Origin of the sequence: Xanthobacter sp. SG618, from assembly GCF_012932745.1 — a bacterium.
Taxonomy (GTDB): Bacteria; Pseudomonadota; Alphaproteobacteria; order Rhizobiales; family Xanthobacteraceae; genus Xanthobacter; species Xanthobacter flavus.
Genome location: NZ_JABBHL010000009.1, coordinates 21,561 through 46,843, shown reverse-complemented (window position 1 = coordinate 46,843; position 25,283 = coordinate 21,561). Strand labels below are relative to the sequence as shown.

Annotated in this window: 18 protein-coding genes and 1 tRNA gene; 13 read left to right on the top strand and 6 right to left on the bottom strand. The window is 69.9% G+C overall.

What is annotated here, in order from left to right; genetic code table 11:
* Window positions 1-258: 258 nt before the first annotated feature.
* On the top strand, window positions 259-1,338 hold the full coding sequence (locus FHT36_RS20985) for a LuxR C-terminal-related transcriptional regulator (protein ID WP_169124416.1): 1,080 nt from the start codon (window positions 259-261) through the stop codon (window positions 1,336-1,338).
* 30 nt (window positions 1,339-1,368) lie between these two features.
* Here FHT36_RS20985 and FHT36_RS20980 read toward each other — a convergent pair whose 3' ends face one another.
* Together FHT36_RS20980 and FHT36_RS20975 are read right to left on the bottom strand one after the other, a co-directional pair.
* Window positions 1,369-2,166 carry an IclR family transcriptional regulator gene (locus tag FHT36_RS20980; RefSeq protein WP_169124415.1) on the bottom strand — a complete coding sequence of 266 codons (798 nt, stop codon included), beginning with the start codon at window positions 2,164-2,166 and terminating at the stop codon, window positions 1,369-1,371.
* Window positions 2,163-3,179, bottom strand: a complete 1,017-nt coding sequence (locus FHT36_RS20975; protein ID WP_169124414.1) for a 3-hydroxyacyl-CoA dehydrogenase — start codon at window positions 3,177-3,179, stop codon at window positions 2,163-2,165. Before FHT36_RS20975 ends, FHT36_RS20980 begins: the two co-directional genes overlap by 4 nt.
* Window positions 3,180-3,530: 351 nt before the next feature.
* On the opposite strand from FHT36_RS20975, the gene FHT36_RS20970 reads away from it, so the two are divergent.
* From FHT36_RS20970 to pcaD, 6 genes are all read left to right on the top strand, one after another.
* Window positions 3,531-4,754, top strand: a complete 1,224-nt coding sequence (locus FHT36_RS20970; protein WP_169124413.1) for an ABC transporter substrate-binding protein — start codon at window positions 3,531-3,533, stop codon at window positions 4,752-4,754.
* A 118-nt stretch (window positions 4,755-4,872) separates the two neighbouring features.
* Window positions 4,873-5,148, top strand: coding sequence for a muconolactone Delta-isomerase (gene catC, locus FHT36_RS20965; protein ID WP_169124412.1), 276 nt, complete (start codon window positions 4,873-4,875; stop codon window positions 5,146-5,148).
* A 23-nt stretch (window positions 5,149-5,171) separates the two neighbouring features.
* The gene (locus FHT36_RS20960; RefSeq protein WP_169124411.1) at window positions 5,172-5,480 is read left to right on the top strand and encodes a YciI family protein; all 309 of its coding nucleotides are present in this window, start codon (window positions 5,172-5,174) and stop codon (window positions 5,478-5,480) included.
* Complete coding sequence (locus FHT36_RS20955; RefSeq protein WP_169124410.1) at window positions 5,477-6,196, top strand: SDR family oxidoreductase; 720 nt, start codon at window positions 5,477-5,479, stop codon at window positions 6,194-6,196. The genes FHT36_RS20960 and FHT36_RS20955 overlap by 4 nt, the downstream gene beginning before the upstream one ends.
* A 60-nt stretch (window positions 6,197-6,256) precedes the next feature.
* A complete protein-coding gene (locus FHT36_RS20950; protein WP_169124409.1) occupies window positions 6,257-7,291 on the top strand; it encodes a cyclase family protein in 1,035 nt (344 codons plus the stop codon).
* Between the two features lie 19 nt (window positions 7,292-7,310).
* Complete coding sequence (gene pcaD / locus FHT36_RS20945) at window positions 7,311-8,108, top strand: 3-oxoadipate enol-lactonase (RefSeq protein WP_169124408.1); 798 nt, start codon at window positions 7,311-7,313, stop codon at window positions 8,106-8,108.
* Window positions 8,109-8,168: 60 nt separating this feature from the next.
* Here the strand turns inward: pcaD and FHT36_RS20940 are convergent, their stop codons facing one another.
* Window positions 8,169-9,140, bottom strand: a complete 972-nt coding sequence (locus FHT36_RS20940; protein ID WP_169124407.1) for a hypothetical protein — start codon at window positions 9,138-9,140, stop codon at window positions 8,169-8,171.
* A gap of 353 nt (window positions 9,141-9,493) precedes the next feature.
* Window positions 9,494-9,567, bottom strand: a tRNA-Gln gene (locus FHT36_RS20935).
* Window positions 9,568-9,824: 257 nt separating this feature from the next.
* Between FHT36_RS20935 and FHT36_RS20930 the strand changes: the two genes are divergently transcribed.
* Window positions 9,825-10,031: a hypothetical protein gene (locus tag FHT36_RS20930; protein ID WP_169124406.1), complete on the top strand. Its 207-nt coding sequence runs from the start codon at window positions 9,825-9,827 to the stop codon at window positions 10,029-10,031.
* A 120-nt stretch (window positions 10,032-10,151) separates the two neighbouring features.
* Here the strand turns inward: FHT36_RS20930 and pbpC are convergent, their stop codons facing one another.
* Both pbpC and FHT36_RS20920 read right to left on the bottom strand, forming a co-directional pair.
* Window positions 10,152-12,236, bottom strand: a complete 2,085-nt coding sequence (gene pbpC, locus FHT36_RS20925) for a penicillin-binding protein 1C (RefSeq protein WP_210257904.1) — start codon at window positions 12,234-12,236, stop codon at window positions 10,152-10,154.
* Window positions 12,233-17,563 (bottom strand): alpha-2-macroglobulin, encoded by a 5,331-nt coding sequence (locus tag FHT36_RS20920; RefSeq protein ID WP_169124405.1) that lies wholly within the window; start codon window positions 17,561-17,563, stop codon window positions 12,233-12,235. Before FHT36_RS20920 ends, pbpC begins: the two co-directional genes overlap by 4 nt.
* Window positions 17,564-18,033: 470 nt before the next feature.
* On the opposite strand from FHT36_RS20920, the gene FHT36_RS20915 reads away from it, so the two are divergent.
* The 5 genes from FHT36_RS20915 (at window position 18,034) to FHT36_RS20895 (ending at window position 25,281) form a co-directional block, all read left to right on the top strand.
* A complete protein-coding gene (locus FHT36_RS20915; protein ID WP_169124404.1) occupies window positions 18,034-19,095 on the top strand; it encodes an HAD family phosphatase in 1,062 nt (353 codons plus the stop codon).
* A 339-nt stretch (window positions 19,096-19,434) separates the two neighbouring features.
* On the top strand, window positions 19,435-20,427 hold the full coding sequence (locus FHT36_RS20910; protein ID WP_210257903.1) for a phosphate acetyltransferase: 993 nt from the start codon (window positions 19,435-19,437) through the stop codon (window positions 20,425-20,427).
* Window positions 20,428-20,429: 2 nt separating this feature from the next.
* The gene (locus FHT36_RS20905; protein ID WP_169124403.1) at window positions 20,430-21,629 is read left to right on the top strand and encodes an acetate/propionate family kinase; all 1,200 of its coding nucleotides are present in this window, start codon (window positions 20,430-20,432) and stop codon (window positions 21,627-21,629) included.
* Between the two features lie 10 nt (window positions 21,630-21,639).
* Entirely contained in the window at window positions 21,640-23,931 is a 2,292-nt protein-coding gene (locus FHT36_RS20900; RefSeq protein WP_169124402.1) for a DUF3141 domain-containing protein, read from the top strand.
* Between the two features lie 222 nt (window positions 23,932-24,153).
* Window positions 24,154-25,281 carry an efflux RND transporter periplasmic adaptor subunit gene (locus FHT36_RS20895; protein ID WP_169124401.1) on the top strand — a complete coding sequence of 376 codons (1,128 nt, stop codon included), beginning with the start codon at window positions 24,154-24,156 and terminating at the stop codon, window positions 25,279-25,281.
* Window positions 25,282-25,283 lie beyond the last annotated feature (2 nt).

Genomic DNA, 25,283 nt, shown 5'->3' with positions numbered 1-25,283 from the left:
CAGGCCGTCGTGCCCCAGGGCTCTCTCCGGGCTTCCTCCGAGGAGCTTCCCCCCTGGGCGCTCGCCGGAGAGCGTTCCGTCCCAATCGCGCTCTCCGGCCCTTCCTCTTGGGGCCGGCTTCGGCCGGCCCCATTTTTCTGAAGCGAGCCCCACGATGGTCCCTGCGCGCCGACCCCAGAATTGCCAAGCATCGAAGCTTGGGCTTTATTCGCCGCAAGAAGAATTGCGAGAGCGGCGATTCCGTTGGGGCATGTTGCGATGGTCGACGCCGATCAACCCCGGCCCGCTGCCCAGCCTGCCCGCTACAGCGCCGTGCGCCTGAACAGTCCGGAATGGTTCGCGCGCGTGGGCGAGGTGGCCCGCGTGATCGGCTCGGACCGCTTCCACCGGGAGCTGGTGGAACTCGCCGGCGCGGCCATCAACCACGATGCCTGCTGGATCATCCGCTATTCGCGCGTGGCGCCGCCGGATGTGCTCTACACCAAGGACGTGGCGAGCGACGTGGTCGCCTACTACACCAACCTCTATTCGTCCGTGGACCCGTTCTCCGAATACTGGAAGAACAACGGCAGCCCCGGCGTGCTGATGCTGAACGACGTCAGTTCCCCGGGCCAGTCATGGGACATGTACCACAAGGTGTTCCAGACGCTGGCCAGCATCTCGGACGAGCTGGGCATGTTCTTCTCGACCGTCGGTCATTGCTGCTTCGGCCTGTTCCTGGAGCGGGAGACGGGCCGCTTCTCGCAGACCGACATCGAGCGGGCGCGGCTGATCTTCCCCATGCTGGAGGGCTTCCACCGCTCCCATCTCGGCGCGCTGTTCAACGACCTGCGCAACCCGCGCGGGACGCAGGTGGAAGGCTTCATCACCCGCCCGACCCTCATCGAGGACCGGTTCGGCGTGGATGTCTTCGCCAATGACGCCTGGCGCGACGCGGCCCGGCGCGCCCCGGCCCTCACCGACGCGGTGGAGGCCCTGCGCGTGGCGCCGGCCGGGACGATCCACGCCTCGGGCCCGCTGAACGTGAAGGTGGAGGTCTTCGACCGCGATTTTCCCCTCGCCCCCGGCGGGCGCATGTATGTGCTCGACGCGCCCCAGCGCGGGGTTGCTGATGATCCCGACCGCCTGCTGGAGGACGCCCTCGGCATCTTCACGCCGCGCGAGCGGGAGATCCTGCTCCTCTTGATGAACGGCCAGACCACCGGCGAGATCGCCCAGAAGCTCAGCCTCAGCAAGGGCACCATCAAGAACTGCCGGCTGCGCATGTATCGCAAGACCGGCGTCGGCTCCGAGCGGGCGCTGGTCAAGCACGTCATGCAGTCCATCGGCGCGCGCTGAGGCGCCGGGGACGTCTCTTGCGGCAGGGCCTTATTGCGGCAAGGCGGCGGAGATGCGCTGGGCGGCGTCGAGCAGCACCGGCAGGAACTGCGTCCGCATCGCCTCGATGGAGGAGCGGCCCTCATGGGTGGAGACGTTGAGCGCAGCCAGCACCTCTCCCCGCCGGTTGCGCACCGGCACGGCGATGGAGCGCAGGCCGAGTTCCAGCTCCTGGTCCACCAGCGCCCAGCCCTGCCGGCGTGCATTCTCCACCGCCTCCTTCAGGGCCACCATGGTGGCGACCGTCCGGGGCGTGCGCTTCTCGATCCGCACCCGGTCATAGACCACCGCGAGCTCGGCCGGCGGCAGGCCGGCGAGCAGCACCCGGCCCATGGAGCTGCAGAAGGCCGGCAGGCGCGAGCCGATGGACAGGCCGATGGTCATCACCCGCGCCGTGGGCACGCGGGCCACATAGACGATGTCGTCCCCGTCGAGCACCGAGAGGGAGCAGGATTCCTGCAGCGTGTTCACCACGTCGCGCATGACCGGCTGCGCAATCTCCCACATGGGCAAAGAGGAGAGATAGGCGAAGCCCAGCTCCAGCACCTTGGGGCGCAGCGCGAAGAGCTTTCCGTCTGTCTCCGCATAGCCCTCGCGCACCAAAGTGAGCAGGAAGCGGCGGGCGGCGGCCCGGGTCAGGCCGGTGTGCTGGGCCACCTCGCTGAGTGTCATGCGGGGCTTGTATTGGCTGAAGGCGCGGATCACCTCCAGGCCGCGCACGAGGGACTGGACATAGTCCTTGTCCTCGCCCGCCGCCCCGGCGCGCTCCAGCACCTCGCCCGTCGTCATGCGCCCTCCCGCGAACCGCCGGCAGCGGTCGCTCCAGCCGGCGCATTATAGGGGGCATCCTTCGCCTGCCCAGCCGCCCCGTGCTCGGCGGCGCGGGCCGCCATCAGGCGCTCGTCCCGCCAGGCGACGCGGGCCTCCCAGTCTTCCAGCGGCAGCAGCGCCCGCCGCTCGGCCGTGGCGCGGGCAACGAGGGCCTCGCTCCACCCTTCGGGCTGGCCACGCTCGGCCCCCATCTGCCGGTAGCGCTCGCCCATGCGCTGGGCATGTTCGGCGAGGCCACCGCGATAATTGAGATCCGACGTCTCGAACGGCCCGACGATGGACCAGCGCAGGCCGAGGCCCGAGGTCATCACCCGGTCGATGTCCGCCACATCCGCGATGCCCTGCTCAAGCATCCAGTAGGCTTCGCGCAGGATGGCGCCCTGCAGGCGATTGTAGATGAAGCCGTTCACCTCGCGCTTCAGCACCACCGGCACCTGCCCCGCGCGCGCCATGAGGGCGCGGGTGCGCTCGGCGGCGACGGGATCGGTGAAGGGGGCGGGTACGATCTCGACGATGGGAAGAAGATGGGGCGGATTGGCCGGGTGGGCCACGAGGCAGCGCGCCCGCCCCGGCAGGCCATCCGCGAATTCCGAGGCCGGCAGCGAGGAGGTCGAGCTGGCGAGCACCGCATCGGGCGGCGCCAGCTCGTCCATGGCGCGGAACAGCTCCGCCTTCAGGTCGAGCCGTTCGGGCACGCTCTCCTGCACATGAACGGCGCCGTCGAGGGCATCGGCCAGGGTATCGACCACCCGCACCCGGGCCATCACCTCCCGCGGGGCGGCGTCGAGCAGGCCATGGGCCGCGAGCGCGGCGAGGCGCTCGGCCACGGCCGGCAGAACCCCGCGGCGCACGTCCGCGGAGGCGTCGTGCACCCGCACCTCGATCCCCGAGCGGGCAAACACGATGGCCCAGCCCACCCCCATGCTGCCACCGCCCACGAGGGTGACGGGACCGCTCCGGCCTTCGGTCATACGGGCCTCATTTGTGCGTAATAGACGTCACAAGTTCGTAATGCGAACAAATTTGAAAGACAAGTCGCGTGTTTCGGGAGGCGTCTACCGCGATCAGCGGCGCGACGCCAGCCCGCATGGGTTTCGAAGAAACTGTTCAAGCGTGGGCCCTTGTTCGCAGGTGCAGCATTTAATCTGCTTGACGGAAGAGGCGGCGGCGCCGTACCAAACTACGAACAAAAAGTGCGCCATTCGCACAATCTAAATCGGATAAACGCCGTGGCGAAAGCCCTCTTTCGTGATGCCGCGCCCACCCCGACGCCCTGACCGGCGGCGCCTGCCGCCCCCAGCTTTCTGTCCGAAGGAGGAAACATGAAGACCAAGGCCCTCGCGGTGCCCTTCGCTGCCGCGCTCCTCGCCAGCGCCATGATGGCAGGCCCCGCGGCCGCCCAGTATGCCGGCGGCGGCGTGAAGATCGGCGTGCTCACCGACATGTCTGGCGCCTATTCGGACCTCGCCGGCTCGGGCTCGGTGGAAGCCGCGAAGATGGCCATCGAGGACTTCGGCAAGCCCATCAACGGCAAGCCGGTCGAGCTGGTCTCCGCCGACCACCAGAACAAGGCCGACATCGCCTCCGCCACCGCCCGCAAGTGGTATGACACGCAGGACGTGGACGCCATCTTCGACATCAACGGCTCCGTGGCGGCGCTCGCGGTGCGCGAGGTGGCCAAGGAGAAGGGCAAGGTCGACATCAATTCCGGCGCGGCCTCCATGTCGCTGACCAACAAGGCCTGCTCGCCCACCGGCCTGCACTGGACCTATGACGTCTATTCGCTGGCCGCCGGCACCGGCAACGCGCTGGTGAGCGAAGGCTTCAAGACCTGGTACTTCATCACCGCCGACTACACCTTCGGCCACGACCTGGAAAACCAGGTGGCCAAGATCGTGAAGGAGAAGGGCGGCACGGTGAAGGGCTCGGTGGCCCATCCCTTCGGCACGTCGGACGTCTCGTCCTACCTACTCCAGGCGCAGGCGTCCGGCGCCAAGATCATCGCCATGGCGAATGCCGGCTCCGACACCATCAACACCATCAAGCAGGCGCGCGAGTTCGGCATCACCCAGGGCGGCCAGACGCTAGCGGCGCTGCTGCTGTTCCTCACCGACATCCACTCGGTGGGCCTCGAAGCGGCCCAGGGCATGGTGCTGACCACCGGCTTCTACTGGGACACGGACGACAAGACCCGCGCCTTCTCCAAGCGCTTCGCCCAGCGCATGAACGGCAAGATGCCCACCATGGTGCATGCCGGCGTCTATTCCTCGGTGCTGCACTATCTGAAGGCCGCCGAGGCCGCCGGCACCGACGAGGGCGAGAAGGTGATCGCCAAGATGCGCGAGCTGCCCATCGACGACATGTTCGCCAAGAACGGCAAGATCCGTCCCGACGGCCGCATGGTGCACGATATGTATCTCGCCAAGGTGAAGTCGCCGAAGGAGTCCAAGGGCCCCTGGGATTATTACGAGATCGTCCGCGTGATCCCGGGCGATGAAGCCTTCCAGCCGCTCAGCGACAGCACCTGCCCGCTGGTGAAGAAGTAAGTCTCGCGCGCGTCGGCCTCTCCTCCCGGTCCGGCGCGCCCCCGGGCGCCTGCGCGCACTTGCAGCGCGGGCGCCCGGGGTCTTTCCTCCGCTCCGCGCAGTCCAGAAGGCGAAGCCCATGCTGTTCCATGTCGAGATGCAGGTGAACATTCCCCACGACTTTCCGGCCGAGAAGGCGGATGCCATCAAGGCGGCGGAAAAGGCCTACGCGCAGGATCTCCAGCGGCAGGGCAAGTGGGTGCACCTCTGGCGCATCGCCGGCCGCTACGCCAACGTCTCCATCTTCGACGTTTCGAGCGTGGACGAACTGCACACGCTCCTCTCCTCGCTCCCCCTCTTTCCCTTCATGGACATCAAGGTGACGCCGCTGGCGCGCCACCCCTCCGCCATCTGAAGCCGCGCCCGAAGGACCGCCGCATGCCATACATGATCGAGACCTTCGACAAGCCCGGCACGCTGGACCTGCGCACGCAGGTGCGGGACACGCACCTCGCCTTCCTCGATGCGCACAAGCACCTGCTGCTCGCCTGCGGCGCCAAGCTGGACGATGACGGCAACGCTGCCGGCGGCGGGCTCTATGTGGTGGCGCTGGAGACGCGGGCGGAGGCGGAAGCCTTCATCGCCGCGGATCCCTTCTTCACCGCCGGGCTGTTCGAGCGCGTCCAGATCCAGCGCTGGCGCAAGGCCTATGTGGACGGCGTGTGCTACCTGCCGGAGGCGAAATGAGCCCGCGGACCCTCGTCACCGGCGGATCGAGCGGCATCGGCCTCGCGGTGGCGCGGCAGGAGCTGGCCGCCGGCCGCGCCGTGGTGGTGCTGGACCGTGAGCCGCCCCCCGCCGATCTCGATGCCCGCTTCGTCTGCGTCAACCTCATGGACGAGGCGGCCACCGCCGCCGCCCTCGCGGAAGCCCTATCGCACGGCCCCGTCACCCGCCTCGTCAACAATGTGGGCATGGTGCGGCCGGCGAGCCTCGACGACACCACCGGCGCGGATTTCGCCGCCGTCATGCGGCTCAATCTCGGCGTCGCCATCCAGGCCACGCAGGCGCTGCTGGCGGGGATGCGGGCGGCGCGCTTCGGGCGCATCGTCAACGTGTCGAGCCGCGCCGCCTACGGCAAGGAACTGCGCACCGCCTATGCCGCCAGCAAGGCGGGGCTGCTCGGCGCCACCCGCACCTGGGCGCTGGAACTGGGCAAGGACGGCATCACCGTGAATGCCGTGGCGCCCGGCCCCATCGCGACCCCCCTCTTCACCGCCGCCAACCCGCCCGACGCGCCGCGCACCCGCGCCATCGTGGAGGCCATCCCCGTCGGCCGCATGGGCACGCCGGAGGATGTGGCGCAGGCGGTTTCGTTCTTCCTCTCGGACGAGGCCGGCTTTATCACCGGCCAGACGCTGCCGGTCTGCGGCGGCATCACGGTGGGCAAGGGCGCGGTCTGAGCGCACCGGCGCCGGTGTCTTCGCTGGCGCCGCCCGGGCTTCACCCAAACGGAGACGTCCATGCCGTCCAATCCCCGCTGGGCCCGCCGGCCGGAAGGCTCCACCTGGGGCGATTTCGGCCCGGACGACGAGCTCGGCCGCCTCAACCTCATCACCCCCGACAAGGTGCGCGCCGCCGTCGCCGAGGTGAAGGAGGGCCGCACCTTCTGCCTCAGCCTGCCCCTCGACCGGCCCGGCGGCAACGTGCTGAACCCGCGCCGCCTTCCCCCCGTGCTGACGCCCACCGGCAGCGCGGAAGCGCCGCGCTTCAACGCCATGCTCTGCGCGGAAGACGCCAGCCTCGTAGACGTGGTGAGCGACGACAAGGTGGAGATCTGCCTGCAATACTCCACCCAGTGGGACAGCTTCGCCCATGTGGGCGCGCTGTTCGACGTGAGCGGGGAAGGCCGGCCCGAGCCGGTCTATTACAACGGCTTCCGAGCCGGCACCGACATCGTGGGCCCGCGCGATGCCGAGGCGCGCGGCATCGCCTCCGGCGCGCACCGGCTGGGCATCCACAACGCCGCCGTCCACGGCGTGCAGGCCCGCGGCGTGCTGGTGGATCTCCTCGCGCTCTTCGGCCGGGAGCGCCACCTCGTCGGCTATGACGATCTCATGCGCGCCATGGACGCACAGGCCGTGACGGTGGAGGAGGGCGACATCCTGTGCCTCTATACCGGCTTCACGCAGGTCGTCATGGAGATGAACGGCACCCCGGACGGCGCCATCCTCGGCAAAAGCTGCGCCGCCCTCGACGGCCGCGACGCGCGCCTTCTGCAATGGATCTCGGACAGCCGCATCTCGGCCCTCGTCGCCGACAATTATGCGGTGGAGCATCTGCCGGCGAAGCGCCTCGCCGCCACGACGCAGGCGGCCATGCCGCTGCACCACCATTGCCTGTTCCGGCTCGGCGTGCCGCTGGGCGAATTGTGGTGGCTCGCCGACCTCGCCGCCCACCTGCGCGCCGCCGGGCGCAGCCGCTTCCTGCTCACCGCCCCTCCTTTGCGCCTGCCCGGCGCCGTGGGCTCTCCCGTCACCCCCATCGCCACCGTGTGATCTTCCACAGGAGACCCGGATGCCCTTTATCGCCGTCGACGGCCGCACCACCCACTACGCGCTCGAAGGGGCGGAGGGCGCGCCGGTCCTGCTGCTCGCCAATTCGCTCGGCACCAGCTTCCTCGTGTGGGACGCGGTGATGCCGGCGCTCACCGCCCGCTTCCGCGTGCTGCGCTACGACATGCGCGGCCACGGCCTCTCCGACGCCGCGCCGCTGCCCGATGAAAACACCGGCTATTCCATCGCCGCCCTCGCCGGGGATGCGCTGGGGCTGCTCGATGCGCTGGGCATCGAGAAGGCGCATGTCTGCGGCCTCTCCATCGGCGGCATGGTGGCCCAGCATCTGGCGGCCCATGCGCCGGGACGGGTGGATCGGCTCGTTCTGTGCGACACCGCCATGCAGATCGGCCCCGCTTCGGTGTGGAACGAGCGCCTCGCCGGCATCCGCCGCGACGGCCTTCCCGCCATCGCCCCCGGCGTGATGGGCCGCTGGTTCACGGATGGCTTCCGCGAGCGGGTGCCGCATATCGTCCGCGGCTACGCCAACATGGTCGCCCGCACCACCCTGGAAGGCTATGTGGGCTGCGCCATGGCGGTGCGCGACGCCGACCTCACCGCCTCCGCCGGCCGGATTTCCGCGCCGACTTTGGTCGTGGTGGGCGACAAGGATCCCGCCACCTCCCCCGCCTCCGCCGAGGCCATGGCGGCGGCGATTCCCGGCGCACGGCTGGAAGTGATCGCCGACGCCTCGCACATCCCGTGCGTGGAGCAGCCGGAAGCTCTCGCCCGCCTGCTCATCGCGCATCTGGCGGGGTGAGGCTCCCCTGAACGGTCTTCCGGGTACGCTTCGCCGAAGCGTGCCCGTTGGCCGAACGCGTCAGGTCCCCGTCTTGTCGTCCTTGACGTCGGGCTTGGGCCCGGCGGCGCGCATGTTCACGAGCTGATTGAGCAACTGGAACCAGAACGGCGCCCCAAACGAGATCGCGACGGCGGTGAAAATCCAGCCGAAGACGGTCAGGGCATCCGACAGACGCAGATCGCCGCGTCCGAGCCGCTCCCACGAAACGCAATGTGTCGGCGCGGTGGAACCTGACGCCGCCGCGCCCGCGCCGGCTGGCGGTGCGGGCGGAACCGGAGCCGCACATTGCTGCCAGCCGATGGGCAGCGGCGCCAGATCTGAAAGAATGCGCGAGATGGGGGCCTCACCCGGTTTCGGCTGGCCCTCTTTCACCCAGGCCTGAGCTTTCACCTCGTACTCCGCGCGCAATTGGGGACTTTTCATCAGCGTGTCGACGATGGTGAACGTATCCACGTTCAGAGACGCGGCGAGGAGGAAGCCGATCCCCAGCAGCCACACTTGCGTATGACGCGTGTACTGGCCATTGAGCCGGTCCATAGCTTGATTGTACCAGCCATCCACGGATGTGCGAAACGCATCCAGGTCCGTGCCCGCGCTTTCGACAAGCGTGCCAAGGGCTTGGCGCAGCTTTCCCTCGGGCAGCTTCCCGACCGCTTCGCGCAGGCCGACGATGGACTCGGCCTGCGATCCCTCGCTGATGAGCGTGAGCAGCGCGAGGGTGAAGTTGCGCGCCGGCACGTAGGAGGGCTTTCCCTTGGGACTGGACCCGGACACGAGGGCATGCCCATATAATTGCTCGGCAATTTCCCGAAGGCGGCCATCCTCCCCGCCCTCCGGCGCGATTAGCCCGCGTATGGCGGCTTCGAGCCCTTTCTGGCGCTTTGACAGAACAGCGGACAATTGCTCCTGAAGGGTCGAGGCCAGCAGGCTCATCATCGTGTAGGTGACCATCAGCGCAATGGCGATCGTCAGGACATCGCTTAAGGTCATCGCCCCCTCCCCCATTGGATTTCCCGGCGGTCTGGCACCCCCTGCCACCGCTTGGTCGGGCCATGGAAAATATGATTGCAGATCTTCAAAACTACAACTTAAAGTATAATAGACAGCCGCCCCGCAATCCGGAGCCGAGCGCAACACCGCGCGCTGCCGCCATCGCGCCACGCGCAAAGATAATCCCGGGAATCGGTGGACCGGCGCACCATCGCCCGGATCGGCGAGCGCAGCGGCAAGTCCTCAAGGGGTCAGGTGCGGCGCAAGGGCTGATGACACCCGACCAGCCGACGCGCTTGAACACCCGACATCACGATGCGGGCGGCGTCTGTATCTGGGAGGGGCGCTTGATTTGGCTGGGGGACCTGGATTCGAACCAGGATTAACGGAGTCAGAGTCCGCGGTTCTACCGTTGAACTATCCCCCAACACCCGGCCGGCCGCAGGAGCGGGGCGGGTGGGTCTGCCGAGGCAGGTGGGCTCTATACGCAATTCGATCGCCGGGTTCAACTCCCGTTTCGCGCCATTCACAGCCCCGTTTCTTTGGGGCCTGTCCGGGGTGTGGCGACACCCATGCGACCGGTGGGACCTGTGGTATACGACATACGCAATGGTGCCATGCACAATCCGCTATATTGCATCGCACGCAGATGGCCTATCTTCCCTCCATCAAATGGAGGCGAAAATGGTCACGATCACTGCACATGCTCCCCGCGAAACCGGCTTCTTCGGTCGCATCGGCGCTGCGGTGTGCGACTTCCTCGACGCCGTCGCCGAAGCCCGCGCCATGTCGGAGCGCTATGAGTACCTCTCGCGCCGCTCCAACAGCGAGCTCGCCGAGATGGGCCTCGACCGTCAGCGCATCGCCCAGGCGGTTGCCCGCGGCTTCTGAGAATTCCTGAAGGCCCGGCCGCGCGGTTCCGCGGCGGCCGGCTCTTAAGTTCCTGTCTTCCGCGTTTCCTCCCAGTGCCCTCCACCCGCTGCCGCAAGGCAGCGGGTTTTCTTTTGCGCCCTACTCCACCTTCACCGTCACGCTGTCGCTGCGTCCATCCGCATCGATGACGGTGAGGCGGGCGAAGCCGCGGCCGGGCGGGGTCCAGAACAGGGTGCGGCGATCCTCCACCCGTGCCACCGGACGGCCGTCCATGAGCAGGGTCAAAGGGAAGGTGCCGCCGTCCACCTTCAGCGCCAGCGTCTCCGCCCCCTCGGAGGAGACCCGCGCGCCGTCGGGCGGATAGACCACCTCCAGCGCCTGCTCCTGACGCGCCCGGCCGAAATGCCGCTGGGGCGGTGGCAGCCGGGCATTGCCGGCCATCACCGCCCCGCGCGGGGCGACGGCAAGGCTCGCGGGCGTGCGGACGATGCGGGCGAAGGCGTCGAACAGCAGAGGCGCGGCCGCCGCGCGGCCGGTGAGGTCGGGCACCGCCTGCCCGTCCGGCCGGCCCACCCAGACGCCCACCGTGCGCCGGCCATCGAAGCCCACCGCCCAGCTGTCGCGATAGCCATAGGAGGTGCCGGTCTTGAAGGCGATGCGCCCACCCAAGGCATTCTCCGGCGCCGGGGTCCCGAGCAGGCACTGGCCCACATACCAGGCGGCCACCTCGTCCACGAGCCGGACCTTGCGCGGCGCCGCCACCGCGCCGTCGCCCCGGCGGAAGACCGGGGCATGGGCCTCCCCGCCCCGCGCCAGCGCGGCATAGAGGGTGGTGAGATCGATGAGGCGGATGCCCACGCCGCCGAGCCCCATGGGCAAGGCCGGCGCGGCACCGGGGGGCAGCTCCAGCCGGCCGCCCGCCTGCTGCATGCGGCTCGCCAGCCGCTGCGGCCCCACCGCCTCCAGCAGCCGCACCGCCGGCACGTTCAGCGACATCTGCAGCGCCTTGCGCACGGAAAGCGTGCCCTGGAAGGTGCGGTCGAAATTCTCCGGCCGCCACGCGCCGAAGCGGGCGGGCCGGTCCTCGATCAGCGTCTCGGGATGGGCGATGCCGTCTTCGAAGGCGAGGGCATAGATGAAGGGCTTCAGCGTGGAGCCCGGCGAGCGCACGGCGCGGGCGAGGTCCACGGCGCCGGCGCGGTCCTTGTCGAAATAATCGGCGGCGGCCACGTAGGCGCGCACCTCGGCGCTCTCATTGTCCATCACCACGATGGCGGCGGAGAGCCCGCGCCCCAGCGTGCGCGTGCGCTCGCGCACCAGCTCCTCCAGCCGCTCCTGCAGGGGTGCATCGAGGGTGGTGAGGTGGCGGGCGAGGTCCGGCCGCTCGGCCGCCATCTCCTCGGAGAGGTGGGGCGCGATCTGCGGCAGGAGACGGCGGGCGGTGGGCACGGCCTCGGCCTTGGCGACGCGCACCTCGTCCGGCGCGATGATCCCCTGCGCGGCGAGGCGGTCCAGCACGCGGTCGCGGGCCGCCTTGGCGCGGGCGGGATAGCGGTCCGGCCGGCGCGTCTCGGGCGATTGCGGCAGCGCCACCAGCAGCGCCGCCTCGCCCAGCGTCAGCCGGCGCGGCTCCTTGCCGAGATAGGTGAGCGAGGCCGCACGCACCCCCTCGATGTTCCCGCCATAGGGGGCAAGCGTGAGATAGAGCGAAAGGATCTCGTCCTTGGAGAGCCGCGCCTCCAGCTCTAGCGCGCGGCGCATCTGGGCGAGCTTGGCGTTCAGCGTGCGGGCGCGGGGCGGCAGGGTCAGGCGCGCCACCTGCATGGTCAGCGTGGAACCGCCGGAGACGACGCGCAGCGACCCCGCCGCCTGCCCCGCCGCGCGCAGCAAGGCGAGGGCATCGACGCCCATATGGTCGCGGAAGCGCCGGTCCTCATAAGCGAGGATCATGTCCACGAGGCGCGGGTCCACATCGCCCGCGGAGGCCGCGAGCCGCCAGCGCCCGTCCGGCAGCGCAAAGGGGCGCAGGAGGCGGCCTTCCTTGTCCACCACCTCGGCCGAGACCTTGGGCTCGGGCGGCGGTGGGGCATCGGCGCAGATGATGGCGAGCCCCACAGCGCCGGTCGAGAGCGCCAGCACGAGGCCGAGCCCCGCCGCGCCCGCCATCCAGCGCCAGCGGCGCCGGGGGACAGGAGGCGGGAAGGGCGCGGGCATCTCACTCATCGGGCGGGCGCGACCTCCATGCTGCCGGCCGCCGTGCGGGCGAAGCGGTCGGGGCGGTACATGTCCTCCACCATGGCCGGCGGGTGGGCATAGCGGCCGGGCGAAACCGCCCGCACCGTGTAGGCGACGACGAAGGGCGCATCGCCCTCCTCCCGCGTCACCGAGGCGACGAAACGGTCGTCGCGGAACTCCACGTGGCCGGCCTCGCTGGTCTCGTCGAGCCAGGTGAAGCCGCCGTCACCGCCCTTGATGAGGTTGGGGTTCTCGATCTCGAAGCCGGCCGGCAGGAAGTCCACCAGCAGCACGTCGGCCAGCGCGCTCTTCTCCTCCGAGAAGGTGAGCACCACGGCGAAGCGCTGGTTCTGCACCGCCTTGGTGGGGTCCGCCGGCTTGCCGTCGAGGGTGAAATACTTGCGGTCCAGCGAGAAGCCCTTGGAGATGGGCGGCTCGGGCGCCACGGGGGCGCCGTTGACGCCCACCACCACCTTCACCGCTTCGGTGCCGGCATTGCGCAGGGTGAGCGGCCCGCGCTCCAGATCGGCGCGCGAGAGCTTGCTGCCGAACGGGCCGCGCACGAGGCCGCCATCCACCTCCAGCGTCATGTTGGCGGCGCTGGCGGCCAGAGTGCGGGCGGCCAGCAGCATCCACGCATTTTCCTGCGTGGAGGTGCGCTCCGTGCGCACCCGCGCCGCATCCACGCGGGCGAGCGCCACAGCGGCCACCTTGTCCAGCCCCGCCTCGCGGGCGAGCACGGTCAAGGCGGCGGCGTCGCGCAGCACCGAGCCGAAATCCGAACGGCCGATCTCCGGCGCGGTGGCGCTGGCGGGGATGCCCTCCAGCGCCACGTTGAAGGCCCGTTCCGCGCGGGTGCGGTCGCCGAGCAGCGCGAGGGCCGCGCCCACCTGCCCGCGGGCGAGCGGAGAGGCGAGGTCCTTCAGCCGCGTGTCGGCGATGTAGCGCAGGTCGCCCAAGGGCGCGCGGCCGTTGCGGGCGAGCACATAGAGGGCATAGGCGAGGCCCTCGCTGGCGGAGCGCATGTCGGCCCCCGCGAGGTTCACCACGTTGCGCAGCCGGTCCAGCGCCAGCGAAAAGGCCTGGTCGGGAACGGCGAAGCCCTTCTCCTTCGCGCGGGTCAGGAAATCCACCACATAGGCGTCGAGCCAGGTGTCGTTGCCGCCTGCCGACCACAGGCCGAACGAACCGTCCGACCCCTGCCGCGAGAAGACGCGGACGATGGCGTCGCGGATGCGCTGGTCGGCCTCCGGGTCTTTCGCCCGGCCCACGAGGACGGACAGCTCGTTGTAGGAGAGCAGCGGCAGAGCGCGGCTCGTCACCTGCTCGGTGCAGCCATAGGGGTAGCGGTCGAGGGCCGCCAGCAGCGCCGGCACGTCGATGGCGCTCGAGGGCGAAACGCTCACCGCCACGCTGCCGGTGCCCGGCAGCAGATCGGCGAGGAGATCGCGCGACACGCTGATGCTCTCGCCGGGGGCGAGATTGCGCACCGTGCGCCGCTCGATGTCCGGATAGGCCGGACGCACCTGCATCTGGAAGCTGCGGGTGATGTCGATGCCCTGCCCCGTCAGCCGCGCCGTGACGGTGGCGGGGCCGACGCCCCGGCCCTCCAGCGCGAGACGCACGGACTGGCGCTGCTTCTGGGCCAGCGTGACGGGCGGCACGGTGCCGGTGACGGCGGCGGCGCCGGTGGCCGTCACCTCCAGCCGGTAGTCGCCCGCCGGGCCTTCCACATTGGTCAGGTCCAGATTGAAGCTGGAGCGGTCGCCGGAGGCGAGGAAGCGCGGCAAAGTGGCGAGCATCACCACCTTGTCGCGCACCACCACGTCGGCGGCCGCATGGCCGAGGCGGTTCTGGCTCCAGGCGATGGCCATCACCCTGAGCGTGCCGTCGAAGGCGGGCACCGGGAAGGAGACGGTGGCGGTGCCGTCCGCCCCCACTTCCACGAGGCCGGAGAACAGCGCCACGGGCGGACCCTGCGGCGGGCTCGCCATCATCGCCGTCTCGCCGCCATCGCCGCCGGAGCGCAGCCGGCCGGCGGCGCCCTGCATGCCGTCGATGAGCGCGCCGTAGAAATCGCGGATATCGGCGGCGAGCCGGCGCTGGCCGAACACCACCGCGTCCGGCGCGGGCGGCTTGTAGCCGGTGAGGTTGAGGATGCCCACATCCACCGCCGCCACCGTCACATAGGCCTTCTCGCCGGCCGGCAGGTTCGACACCTTCACCGGAATGGCGAGGGTGGTGTTGGGGCGCATCTCGGCGGGCGGGGACAGCTCCACCTTCAGGGTGCGCGCCTCCTTGTCCACCGAGAACCAGGACAGGCCCATGGCGCGGCCGGGCATGCGGCTCGCCTGAACGTCCAGCGGGCGGTGGAGGAAGGCGACCACATAGGCCCCCGGCCCCCAGCCGCCATCCACCTTGAAGCTCAACTTGGAGGCGCCCGGCTGCACCTGCAGCACCTTGGCGTCGCGCACGCCGTCATTCACCACCATCACCGTGGCGGTGCCGGCCGTGCGAGCGGTGAGCGTGGCTTCCAGCGTGTCGCCGGCGGCATAGGCCTGCTTGTCGAGGGTGAGTTCCAGGCGGTCCGGCGTGTCGGCATTGCCGTCGCCGCCGAAGCCGGCCTCGAAGGTGACGGAGGTGAGCGGCAGGCCGTCGCCGGTGAGGTCGAGGCGGTAGCGGCCATATTGGGTGGGCACGGAGAGGCGGGCCGGGCCGTCGGCGGTGGTGGCGATGACGCCTTCGCCCATGCGGGTCACGGTCTTCACCGGCTCATAATCCCACGAGCCGCTCACGCGATACCACTGGTAGCGCGTCTCGATGCGCGAGAGCTTCCAGGTGAGGCCGGGCGAAGCGAGGAGCTTGTCGTCCACGCCGGCCACCACCACGTCGAAATTCGCCGTCTCGCCTTCGCGGACGCGATCGGCGAAGAGCGGCTTCACGCCGATCTGGCTGCCGGCCGGCGCGAGCGGGAGCACGATGGTGCGCTGGACGGCGCGGCCCCCCGCCTCCACGAGGCGCACGAAGGCCTCCATCTCCAGCGGCCGGGCGGTCTTGGGCAGCTGGCCCGCCAGCAGGCGGATGGTGGCGCGGCCGCGGGCGTCGGTGACGGGGGCGTCGGCCGTGGGCTGGCGCTCGGCCAGCACCTCGTCCTGCGCGTTGCCGAAGGCATAGCCGGCAAAGCCGGGCCGGTTGGCGGCGGCGCGCAGCTCGGTCTCCGCCTCCACGTCGAGGCCGGAGGCGGGGGCGCCGAACAGGAAGCGGCCGTCCACCAGCACCTCCACCGCCTTGTCGCGCGGCAGGCGCGGCTCGCGCGAGGAGAGGTCGAACTCCACCCGGTCGGGCACGTAATCCTCGACCAGGAACGTCACCTCGCCGATGGAAGGGGCCTTCAGGTCGGTAAGCGCCTTGGCCCGCCAGGTGCCGGTCATGGCGCCCTTGAGGATGGGCAGATCGAGCGTGCGCCCGCCCGCGCCCTGGTCCTGCACCACCACGCGGCGGTCGGCGACGCCGTCCGGGCGCACCAGTTGCACGGTCAGCGGCACGTTGGGGGCGGCATTGCCCGCCGCGTCGCGAAGCAGGACGGTGACATGCACGGTCTCGCCGGAGCGGTAGACGCCGCGCTCGGTGGCGAGGAAGGCATCCAGCGCGCCCGGCGCCTCGCGGCCGGAGACGCCCCGGTCGGTGAGGTCGAAGGCATTCTCCTTCATGGAGAGGAAGGCGTAGTCGCCATTGGCGGCACGCGCCGTCACCACCTCCGGCCCCATGCCGGCGGGGCCGCGGGAGAGGCCGGCATCGAAGCGAGCATAGCCGCTGGCGTCGGTCTTCGCCGTGCCGAGGATCTCGTTGGAGCGGGCGACCAGCGTTACATCCGCCCCGGCCACCGGCTCGGCGCTGCCCAGCGACCGCACCAGCACATGCACGCCGTCCGGCGCGGCGAGCGCGGTCATGCCGAGGTCGGAGACGATGAACCACTGGGTGGCGAGGCTGCCGTAGTCGTCGTCGCCCGAGGTCTCGCGCGGCTCGGCGGTCATGGCGTAGACGCCGGCCTCGAGCTTGCCCACCGCCTCGTTGACGGGGATGGCGGTGACCACATCGGCATTGAGCGTGCCGTCCACCTCCAGCGTGCCGGAGAACACCTCTATGCCCGCGCCCTCGGCGAGGCGCTGGCGCACATAGCCGTCGAGGCCCTGGCGGAACTCGCCCTGAATGGCGGTGGGCACGAGGCCCCGGTCGCCGATGCGCAGCACCTTGATCTTCAGCTCGCGCGAATTGACCGAGGTGACGGGAATGCCCTTCTGCCCGGTGCGCGGCAGCACATAGTTGCGGCCTGAGAAATGGGCCGAGGGCTGGCGGTCGCGCACATAGATGGAGAGTTCGGTGGCCTTCTTCAGCTTCTCGCCATTGGCCGCAGGCACGCCCGGCCGCACCGCGATGGTGTAGCGGGAGCCGTGCTTGAGGCCTTCCACGCAGATCTGCCGCGCCTCGCCGGTGATGGCCGGCTTGTCCATCCCGCCCACCTGCACGAAGGCGGCGAAATCGGTGCCCGGCGCGATGTCGTCGGAGAATTGCACGCAGGCGCGCGGCGACGCGGCGTCGGATTCCACCGAATAGTCCACCAGCCGGAAGCCGTGCTCCTCCTTCAGCTTGTCGTAGAAGCTGCGGTCGGCGGGGGTGTCGCGCAGCTCCAGCGCCAGCTTCATGGTGTCGATGGCCGGCTGCCACAGGCGCCGGTCGGCATAGACATGGCCGATGAAGGAGAGCGCCTCCCCCTCCTCCGCCCGCGTGGTGGCGCGGCGATAGGCGATGAAGGCGGCGGCCAGCGCATTGTCGATGAAGGTGGAGGCGTCCTCGTCGTCGGTGGGCTTGATGGCGGCCAGCGAGCGGGCGAGGCGCATCCAGATGCCCGGATCCTGCGCCTGCACCAGCGCGAGGCCGGCATAAAGCTCGGCGGCGGCGCGGGCATCATTGCGCTGGAAAGCCTGGGCGGCATCGCGCCGCGCCTTGTCGAGGGGGCCGGTGGGGGCGGTCGCCTCCCGGCGCAGCAGCCGCTCGTAGCGCCGGGCGCCGGCGATGAGATCCTGCCGCTGGAAGGTCTTCTGGCTCGCCGCGCGCGGCGGCAGCGGGGCGGCCGGCTGGGCGGGCACGGGCTGGGCGGCGGGCGCCTGCGGGCGCGCCTGCTGGGCGAAGGCGGGCGTGCCGGGAACCGCGCCGGCCATGAGCGCGCTGGCCATGAGCGCGAGCGCGAGGCCGAAGCGCGTGGGTAAAGGCGCGCGGTTGCGGCGGATGGTGAGGAGACGACGGCGAAGGTCCATGGACCGCTCCCTCGGTGCGCAGCACCGTTGCGGGAGGCGAGGCGTGCGATGCGGCGGGATGGCTCTTAGAGAGCGGCTCCTGCCCGCAGATCGTTCGACCGGCCCCCTCACGAGAAATGACCGACCGGTGCCCGTCATCCCCATTCCGGAACGACTGGCCCGACCCCGCACCGCCATCTACGCGCAACCCGGCCCGCTCGCCAAGAGGGACGTTTGCGGAACGTCAGTTATTCGCTGTGCGGGGACCGGACTCCCCTCTCCCCTTGCGGGAGAGGGGGCGGGGGTGAGGGGGCTGGCGCCGCCATCCCGGTTCTGGTGAAGGAGGAGAGAACGACCCCTCACGCCGACCCTCTCCCGCAAGGGGAGAGGGAGACCATGCGGCGACGATCCCGGCTTGAAGCCGTCGCGCAGGCGTCGCAGAATCGGGCAACATCCGGGGCGCAGCGTCGGGGCGCGAGGGGGCTTGATCCATGGTGTCGTTGAGGTTTTCCGCCGGCCTGCGGCCGCTCGCTCGTGCCGCCGTCCTCGCCGCCGGTCTTCTCTGTGCCGGGCTTTCCGTCCCTGCCTTAGCGCAGGCGGTCGATCCCCTCCCCTCCTGGAATGCGGGTGCGACCAAGACCGGCATCCTCGATTTCGTGAAGGCCACCACAACCCCCGGCGGGCCGGATTTCGTGCCCCCCGCCGACCGCATCGCCACCTTCGACCAGGACGGCACGCTCTGGGTGGAGCAGCCGGTCTATACCGAGGTCGCCTTCGCCGCCGCCCGCGTGCGCGCGATGGCCCAGGCCAATCCGGACTTGAAGACCGAGGAGCCGTTCCGCACCGCCATTTCCGGTGACGAGAAGGCCAGGGAAGAAGCCCTGGGCAAGCTCTCCTCCGCCGATTTCATGAAAATCATCATGCTGACGCTGGAATCCCTCACGGTGGAGGAGTTCCGCGCCGCCGTGCAGGAGTGGATGGCCACCGCCCGCAATCCGGTGCTGAACCGCCCGCACACCGATCTCGTCTACCAGCCCATGAGGGAGGTGCTGGAACTGCTGCGCGCCAACGGCTTCCGCACCTATATCGTCACCGGCGGCGGGCAGGATTTCGTGCGCGCCTATTCCGAGAAGCTCTACGGCATTCCGCCCGAGCAGGTGGTGGGCACGCCGGACTCGGTGCGCTTCGGCTACGACGCCTCCGGCCGGCCGGTGCTGCGGCTGGAGCCGGCCGTTCTGTTCGAGGACGTGTTCGGCGGCAAGCCGGAGGGCATCCACCTCGTCATCGGCAAGCGCCCCATTGCCGCCTTCGGCAATTCCACCGGCGACCGGCAGATGCTGGAATATACCAAGGCCGGAAAGGGTTTGCGCTTCGCGGCCCTGGTGCTGCACGACGACGGAAAGCGCGAATTCGCCTATGGCCCGGCACAGGGCCTGCCATACTCCGAGGTCGGCACCTTCACCCAGAAGCTCTATGACGAGGCGAAGGCGCGCGGCTGGTCCGTCATCTCCATGAAGGACGACTGGAAGAAGGTGTTCGCCTTCGAGCCGTGAGGTTGCCGCGCGGCCTCCTCCATTTTGGGGATGCGGCGCCCGTGGCTTCCGTGGACCATGGCCACGCGCTCAACCGAGACCTCCCGGGAAGCGCCGGCCGGGCCGCCGCTTCCCCGCAGGCGCCCGGCCGGATTTTTATCCAAACATCGCTGAACGGCATCGCGTCACCGGCGCCACCCATTTTTCCGCCACCCGGATACCATTGCGCAGGTGCGAGCACACGCCCCTTGATCTGCATCATGGAAGGCGGGAGGCTGCGGGCCGACAGCTTGGGGCGAGCATCCGCCAGGAGGCCCAGCCGCCCGGCCGGCCCGTGCGGCGGCACGAGGGAGAGCGCACATGACCGCTCATTTGGCCGCAGCGGCGGCTCAAGACACCCAGCACAATCGACATGCCAAGTATGATCGCCTGATCTCGGCGGCGCAGGCGTTGCCCCGGCTCAAGGTGGCGGTGGCCCATCCCTGCGACGACGTTTCCCTGCGCGCCGCGCTGGAGGCGGCGGACCTCGGGCTGATCGAGCCCATCCTTGTCGGCCCGCCGGCCAAGATCGCGGCGGCCGCGGCGGCTGGCCAGCTCGACATTTCCAAGGTGCGGCAGGTGGCGGCGGCGCACAGTCACGAGGCGGCGGAGAAGGCGGTGGCGCTGGTCCGCTGCGGCGAGGCCGACGCCCTCATGAAGGGCAGCCTCCACACCGACGAGCTGATGAGCGCGGTGGTCGCCCGCGACACCGGCCTGCGCACCGCGCGGCGCATCAGCCACTGCTTCGTCATGGACGTGCCGAGCCACCCCGACGCGCTCATCATCACCGATGCCGCCATCAACATCGCCCCCTCGCTGGAGGACAAGGCGCACATCGTGCAGAACGCCATCGAGCTGGCGCACGCGCTCTCCTTCCCCGAGGTGCGGGTGGCCATCCTCTCCGCCATGGAGACGGTGAACCCCGCCGTGCCCTCCACCATCGAGGCGGCGGCCCTGTGCAAGATGGCCGATCGCGGCCAGATCACCGGCGCCATCGTCGACGGACCGCTGGCGTTGGACAATGCCATCGACCTCGGCTCGGCGGCCATCAAGCACATTTCCTCGCCGGTGGCCGGGCGGGCCAATGTGCTGGTGGTGCCGGATCTCGAAGCCGGCAACATGCTGGCGAAGAGCCTCTCCTTCCTCGCGGGTGCCGATGCGGCGGGCATCGTGGTGGGGGCACGGGTGCCCATCATCCTCACCAGCCGGGCGGATTCCGCGCCCACGCGCCTCGCCTCCTGCGCGGTGGCGGCGCTGCTCGCCGCCGCCCAGCAGGCCACCGCCCGCGCGGCGGCCAAGGCGCTGGAGGTCTGAACATGGCAAAGGTACAGCTCGTCCTGAATGCCGGCTCCTCCAGCCTCAAGTTCCAGGTGTTCCTCGACGACGGCGCGGACGTGCCCAACCGCATCTATCGCGGCCTGTTCGAGGGGCTGGGCACCGATCCCCACTTCAAGGTGAAGGACCACGACGGCGCGACCGCCGGGGAGCAGCGCTGGGCCGGGCAGACGGCATTCGGCTTCGAGGAGGCGCTGGCCTATCTCTCCGACTGGCTCGGCGCCCACCGGGGCGGCCACCAGCTCGCCGCCGTCGGCCACCGCGTGGTGCATGGCGGCCCGCATTATACCCATGCGGTGGAGCTGACGCCCGCCATCATCAACGAGCTGGACACCCTCTCCCCGCTCGCGCCCCTGCACCAGCCGAAGAGCCTGGAGCCCATCCGCATCATCGCCCGCCGCGTGCCGGGCCTGCCGCAGGTGGCGGCCTTCGACACCGCCTTCCACCGCACCCAGCCGGAACTGGCGCAGATGTTCGCCATTCCCCAGTCGATGACCGATGCCGGGGTGAAGCGCTACGGCTTCCACGGCCTGTCCTACGCCTATCTCGCCACCCAGTTCCCCAAGGTCGATCCGCGCCTCGCCAAGGGGCGGGTGGTGGCGGCGCATCTCGGCAACGGGGCGAGCCTGTGCGCCTATGACGCTGCGCGCTCCATCGCCACCACCATGGGCTTCTCGGCCCTCGACGGGCTGGTGATGGGCACGCGCAGCGGCTCCATCGATCCCGGCGTCGTCTTCTATCTCCAGCGCGAGATGGGCATGAGCGCGGAGGAGGCGGAGCACTTTCTCTATACCAAGTGCGGGCTCATCGGCGTCTCCGGCCTCTCCAACGACATGCGCGTGCTGCGCGAGCGCTGCGAGACGGATGCGGGGGCACGGCGGGCCATCGACCTGTTCGTCTACCGCATCAACCGCGAATTCGGCTCGCTGGTGGCGGCGCTGCGGGGCATCGACGCCCTCGTCTTCACCGCCGGCATCGGCGAGAACGACGCCGAGACCCGCGCCGAGGTGATCCGCGCCGCCGCCTGGGCCGGCTTCGAGCTGGACCCGGAAGCCAACCGCGCCGGCGCCACACGCATCACCCGCGGCACCGGCCCGCAGGCCTATGTGATCCCCACCGACGAGGAATGGACCATCGTCCGCGAGATGCGGCAGGTCCTGTCACACACGGCTGTCGCCTGAGGAGGCTCCCATGCATCCCATGGACATGATGAAGGTCTACGGCCGGGTGGCGGAGATTTACCGCCTGCGCATCGGCGAGGCGGTCTCGGCCTATGGCGCGGCCATGCGCGAAGCGGCCTCCGCCTTCGCCGGGGCGGGCCGCCCGCAGACGCCGGCGGAGGCGTGGCGCGACAGCGTCTCCTACGCTTTCGACGCGGCCCAGCGCTCGCTGATCTTCTGGGACACCATGCGCCAGCGCGGCAACAACTGGATCGAACACGAGAAGGCCGGGAAGCCGCCGCTGCTCGCCTTCGACTACGAGATGGTGGCCGACGCCCGCACCTTCGCGCGGCCCTGCAACTATGCCCTCGTGCGCATCCTGCCGCCGGACGGCGTGACGCTGGACCCGGAAAAGCGCGCCTTCCTCATCATCGATCCGCGCGCCGGGCACGGGCCGGGCATCGGCGGCTTCAAGAAGGATTCCGAGGTCGGCTTCGCGCTGAAGGCGGGGCATGCCGTCTACATGGTCATCTTCTTCCCCGAGCCGGTGCCGGGGCAGACGCTGGCGGACGTGTCGCTGGCGGAATCCGAGTTCGTGCGCCTCGTGCGCGAGCGCCACCCCACCCGTGAGCGGCCGGTGGTGATGGGCAATTGCCAGGGCGGATGGGCCGCCATGCTGGTCGCGGCGCTGGACCCGGACAATGTGGGCCCCATCGTCGTCAACGGCGCGCCCATGTCCTACTGGGCGGGCAACGATGCCGAGAACCCCATGCGCTATGCCGGCGGCGTGCTGGGCGGGGCGTGGACCGCCTCGCTGGCCTCGGACCTCGGCGGCGGCGTCTTCGACGGCGCCTATCTCGTGGACAATTTCGAGTATCTCAACCCGGCCAACACCTATTTCACCAAATACTATTCGCTCTATTCCAAGATCGACACCGAGCCGCCGCGCTTCCTGGAATTCGAGCGCTGGTGGGGCGGCTACTTCCTGATGAACCGGGAAGAGATCCGGTGGATCGTGGAAAACCTGTTCGTCGGCAACAGGCTCGCCGCCGGCAAGGCGGAATGGGCGCCGGGCAAGACCTTCGACCTCAAGGCCGTGCGCTCGCCCATCATCGTCTTCGCCTCGCTGGGCGACAACATCACCCCGCCCCAGCAGGCCATCAACTGGGTGGCGGACCTCTACCCGACCACGCAGGCGCTGAAGGATGCCGGGCAGGTCATCGTCGGCCTCATGCACGACACGGTGGGACATCTCGGCATCTTCGTCTCCGGCGCCATCGCCCGGCGCGAGCACGCGCAGATCGTGGACCTGCTCGACTATGTGGAGGCGCTGCCCCCCGGCCTCTACGGCATGACCATCGAGGAGGACCGCTCCGGCCCCGAGGTGAAGTATGACGTGACCCTCACCGAGCGCCGGGTGGAGGATCTCGCGGTGCTGCAGAAGTATAACCGCAACGACGAGATCCCGTTCGAGGTGGTGGCCAACGTCTCGCAGACCAATTCGCGCCTCTACGAGACCTTCGTCCATCCCGCGATTGCCGCCGTGGTGACGCCCGAGATGGGCCGCGTGGTGCGCGCGGTGCATCCGCTGCGCGTGGTGCGCTGGGGCCTGTCCGATCTCAATCCGTGGCTCAAGGCCATGGCGCCGCTGGCCGAATTCGCCCGCGGCCAGCGCACGCCCCGGGACGAGAAAGGCGTGCATGTGGCCGGCGAGCGCTTCGCCGCTACCGCCATCACTGCCGGCTGGGACCTCTACCGCCGCCTGCGCGACGCGACGGTGGAGACCGAATTCTTCCGCCTCTACGGCACCTTCGCCATGCTGGACCCGGACCTCACCGCGCCGGCCACCGCCGCCGCCCTGGTGGAGCAGCCGCCGGCCGAGGTCGCGGCGGCCCTCGCCGCCATCCGCGAGGGCGGCTTCACCGATGCCGGCGTGCGCGTGGCCCTCATCGGCTTCAAGCGTGGCGGCAACGAGCGCCGGCTCTCCACCCTGAAGCAGATCCGCGAGCTGGTGGGCTACGAGCTGGGGCTTCTGGCCCTGCCCTCCGATGTTGCGCAAGGCATCATCCGCCGCCAGTCCATCATCGTGGACCGCAACGAGGCGGAGGCCATCGCCACCCTGCCGGCGCTGCTGAAGACGCCGCAGGAGCGCTCGCGCCTCCTCGCTCTGCTCGACCGGCTGCTCGCCAACATGGAGATCGCCCCCGAGGCGGCGTCCGTGGTGGACGAGGTGCGCCAGGTGCTGGCGGTGGCGGATGCCTCCCCGAGCCTGCCGCGGGGCGAGGGCGCACAGGTGGTGCCGTTCCCGCTCAACGTCGCCTGAGACGACGGCAGCGCGCCCCGGATGGCGCCAAAAGGTAATTGGCCGATCGCGCCCGCTGTGCCAAGCGCAGGGGCGAGATCGGGGCGTTGCCGGACGCGGGCGGGGTGCTAGTGTGCGCGAACGCGGCGCTGCAGGGGCTCAGATCAGCGTTGCGGATCCAGTTTGCGGGGCATCGGGCGAAGCCGCCGGGCGGCATCGACGGGCCGATCAGGGGGAACAGCCATGGGCATCATCGCTCGTCCGAAGCCGGCGCATTTCAAATCCGTTGGTCCCGTCCTGTGGGCCGCTGCGCTGCTGCTCTGCGCGACGCCGGCCGGCGCCCAGCAGGGGCCGATCCCCGTGGGCGTGGCGGCAGCTGAACTCAAGCCGATCGCCGACGCCATGGAATTCGTCGGCCGCGTGGAAGCGCCCGAGCGGGTGGACATCCGCGCCCGGGTGAAGGCCATGCTGGAGGCCGTGCTGTTCAAGGAAGGCGAGATGGTGAAGGAGGGCCAGCCCCTCTACCGCATCGAAAAGCCGCCCTTCCAGGCCGACGTGCAGCAGGCGGAAGGCGACGTAGAGCGGGCCAAGGCAGCCCTCACCCTCGCCAAGATCCAGCGCGAGCGCGCCGAGGAACTGCTCACCAAGAATGCCGGCACGGTGGTCGCCCGCGACCAGGCGGTGGCCAACGAGGAATCCGCAAAGGGCGCGCTGCTCACCGCCGAGGCGGCGCTGAACACGGCGAAGATCAATCTCGGCTACACCGACATCGTCTCCCCCATCGCCGGCCGCATCGGCCGCACCGCCTTCACGCGCGGCCACATCATCGGCCCGGAGAGCGGCCCGCTCGCCACGGTGGTGAGCCAGAACCCCATGTACGTCACCTTCCCGGTGAGCCAGCGCGACTATCAGGAAGCGCAGAAGGACGAGGGGAAGGTGGACCTTTCCAACGTGGAGGTCCGCATCAAGTTTCCCGACGGCAGCATCTATGGCGAGGTGGGGCGCATCAACTTCATCGACGTGTCGGTGAGCCGCACCACGGACACCATCATCATGCGCGCCGACGTGCCCAACCCCAAGGGCCAGCTGGTGGACGGCCAGCTGGTGCGGGTGGAGCTGAAGTCCGGCAAGCCGGAGGAGCGCGTCGTCGTCCCGCAGGCGGCGCTCATCGCCGACCAGGCCGGCGTCTACGTCTTCGTGGTGGAGGACGGCAAGGCGGTGGTACGGCGGGTGAAGCCGGGCGGAAACGTCGGCAGCAACATCATCGTGGACGGCATCAAGCCCGGCGAGCCGGTGATCGTGGACGGGTTCGAGGCGCTGAGGCCCAACGCCCCCGTGCGCGCGACCCCCGTCCTCGGCGTGAAGGGCTGAGG

What these genes read in the sequence shown, in the direction of transcription:
- FHT36_RS20980 (WP_169124415.1), bottom strand. Translation starts at nt 2,166, where the DNA reads ATGACGACGGGCGAGGTGCTGGAGCGCGCCGGGGCGGCGGGCGAGGAC.
- FHT36_RS20930 (WP_169124406.1), top strand. Translation starts at nt 9,825, where the DNA reads ATGGTCACGATCACTGCACATGCTCCCCGCGAAACCGGCTTCTTCGGT.
- FHT36_RS20955 (WP_169124410.1), top strand. Translation starts at nt 5,477, where the DNA reads ATGAGCCCGCGGACCCTCGTCACCGGCGGATCGAGCGGCATCGGCCTC.
- FHT36_RS20920 (WP_169124405.1), bottom strand. Translation starts at nt 17,563, where the DNA reads ATGGACCTTCGCCGTCGTCTCCTCACCATCCGCCGCAACCGCGCGCCT.
- FHT36_RS20960 (WP_169124411.1), top strand. Translation starts at nt 5,172, where the DNA reads ATGCCATACATGATCGAGACCTTCGACAAGCCCGGCACGCTGGACCTG.
- catC (WP_169124412.1), top strand. Translation starts at nt 4,873, where the DNA reads ATGCTGTTCCATGTCGAGATGCAGGTGAACATTCCCCACGACTTTCCG.
- FHT36_RS20905 (WP_169124403.1), top strand. Translation starts at nt 20,430, where the DNA reads ATGGCAAAGGTACAGCTCGTCCTGAATGCCGGCTCCTCCAGCCTCAAG.
- FHT36_RS20975 (WP_169124414.1), bottom strand. Translation starts at nt 3,179, where the DNA reads ATGACCGAAGGCCGGAGCGGTCCCGTCACCCTCGTGGGCGGTGGCAGC.
- FHT36_RS20895 (WP_169124401.1), top strand. Translation starts at nt 24,154, where the DNA reads ATGGGCATCATCGCTCGTCCGAAGCCGGCGCATTTCAAATCCGTTGGT.
- pcaD (WP_169124408.1), top strand. Translation starts at nt 7,311, where the DNA reads ATGCCCTTTATCGCCGTCGACGGCCGCACCACCCACTACGCGCTCGAA.
- FHT36_RS20985 (WP_169124416.1), top strand. Translation starts at nt 259, where the DNA reads ATGGTCGACGCCGATCAACCCCGGCCCGCTGCCCAGCCTGCCCGCTAC.
- FHT36_RS20900 (WP_169124402.1), top strand. Translation starts at nt 21,640, where the DNA reads ATGCATCCCATGGACATGATGAAGGTCTACGGCCGGGTGGCGGAGATT.
- FHT36_RS20910 (WP_210257903.1), top strand. Translation starts at nt 19,435, where the DNA reads ATGACCGCTCATTTGGCCGCAGCGGCGGCTCAAGACACCCAGCACAAT.
- FHT36_RS20970 (WP_169124413.1), top strand. Translation starts at nt 3,531, where the DNA reads ATGAAGACCAAGGCCCTCGCGGTGCCCTTCGCTGCCGCGCTCCTCGCC.
- FHT36_RS20950 (WP_169124409.1), top strand. Translation starts at nt 6,257, where the DNA reads ATGCCGTCCAATCCCCGCTGGGCCCGCCGGCCGGAAGGCTCCACCTGG.
- pbpC (WP_210257904.1), bottom strand. Translation starts at nt 12,236, where the DNA reads ATGAGTGAGATGCCCGCGCCCTTCCCGCCTCCTGTCCCCCGGCGCCGC.
- FHT36_RS20940 (WP_169124407.1), bottom strand. Translation starts at nt 9,140, where the DNA reads ATGACCTTAAGCGATGTCCTGACGATCGCCATTGCGCTGATGGTCACC.
- FHT36_RS20915 (WP_169124404.1), top strand. Translation starts at nt 18,034, where the DNA reads ATGGTGTCGTTGAGGTTTTCCGCCGGCCTGCGGCCGCTCGCTCGTGCC.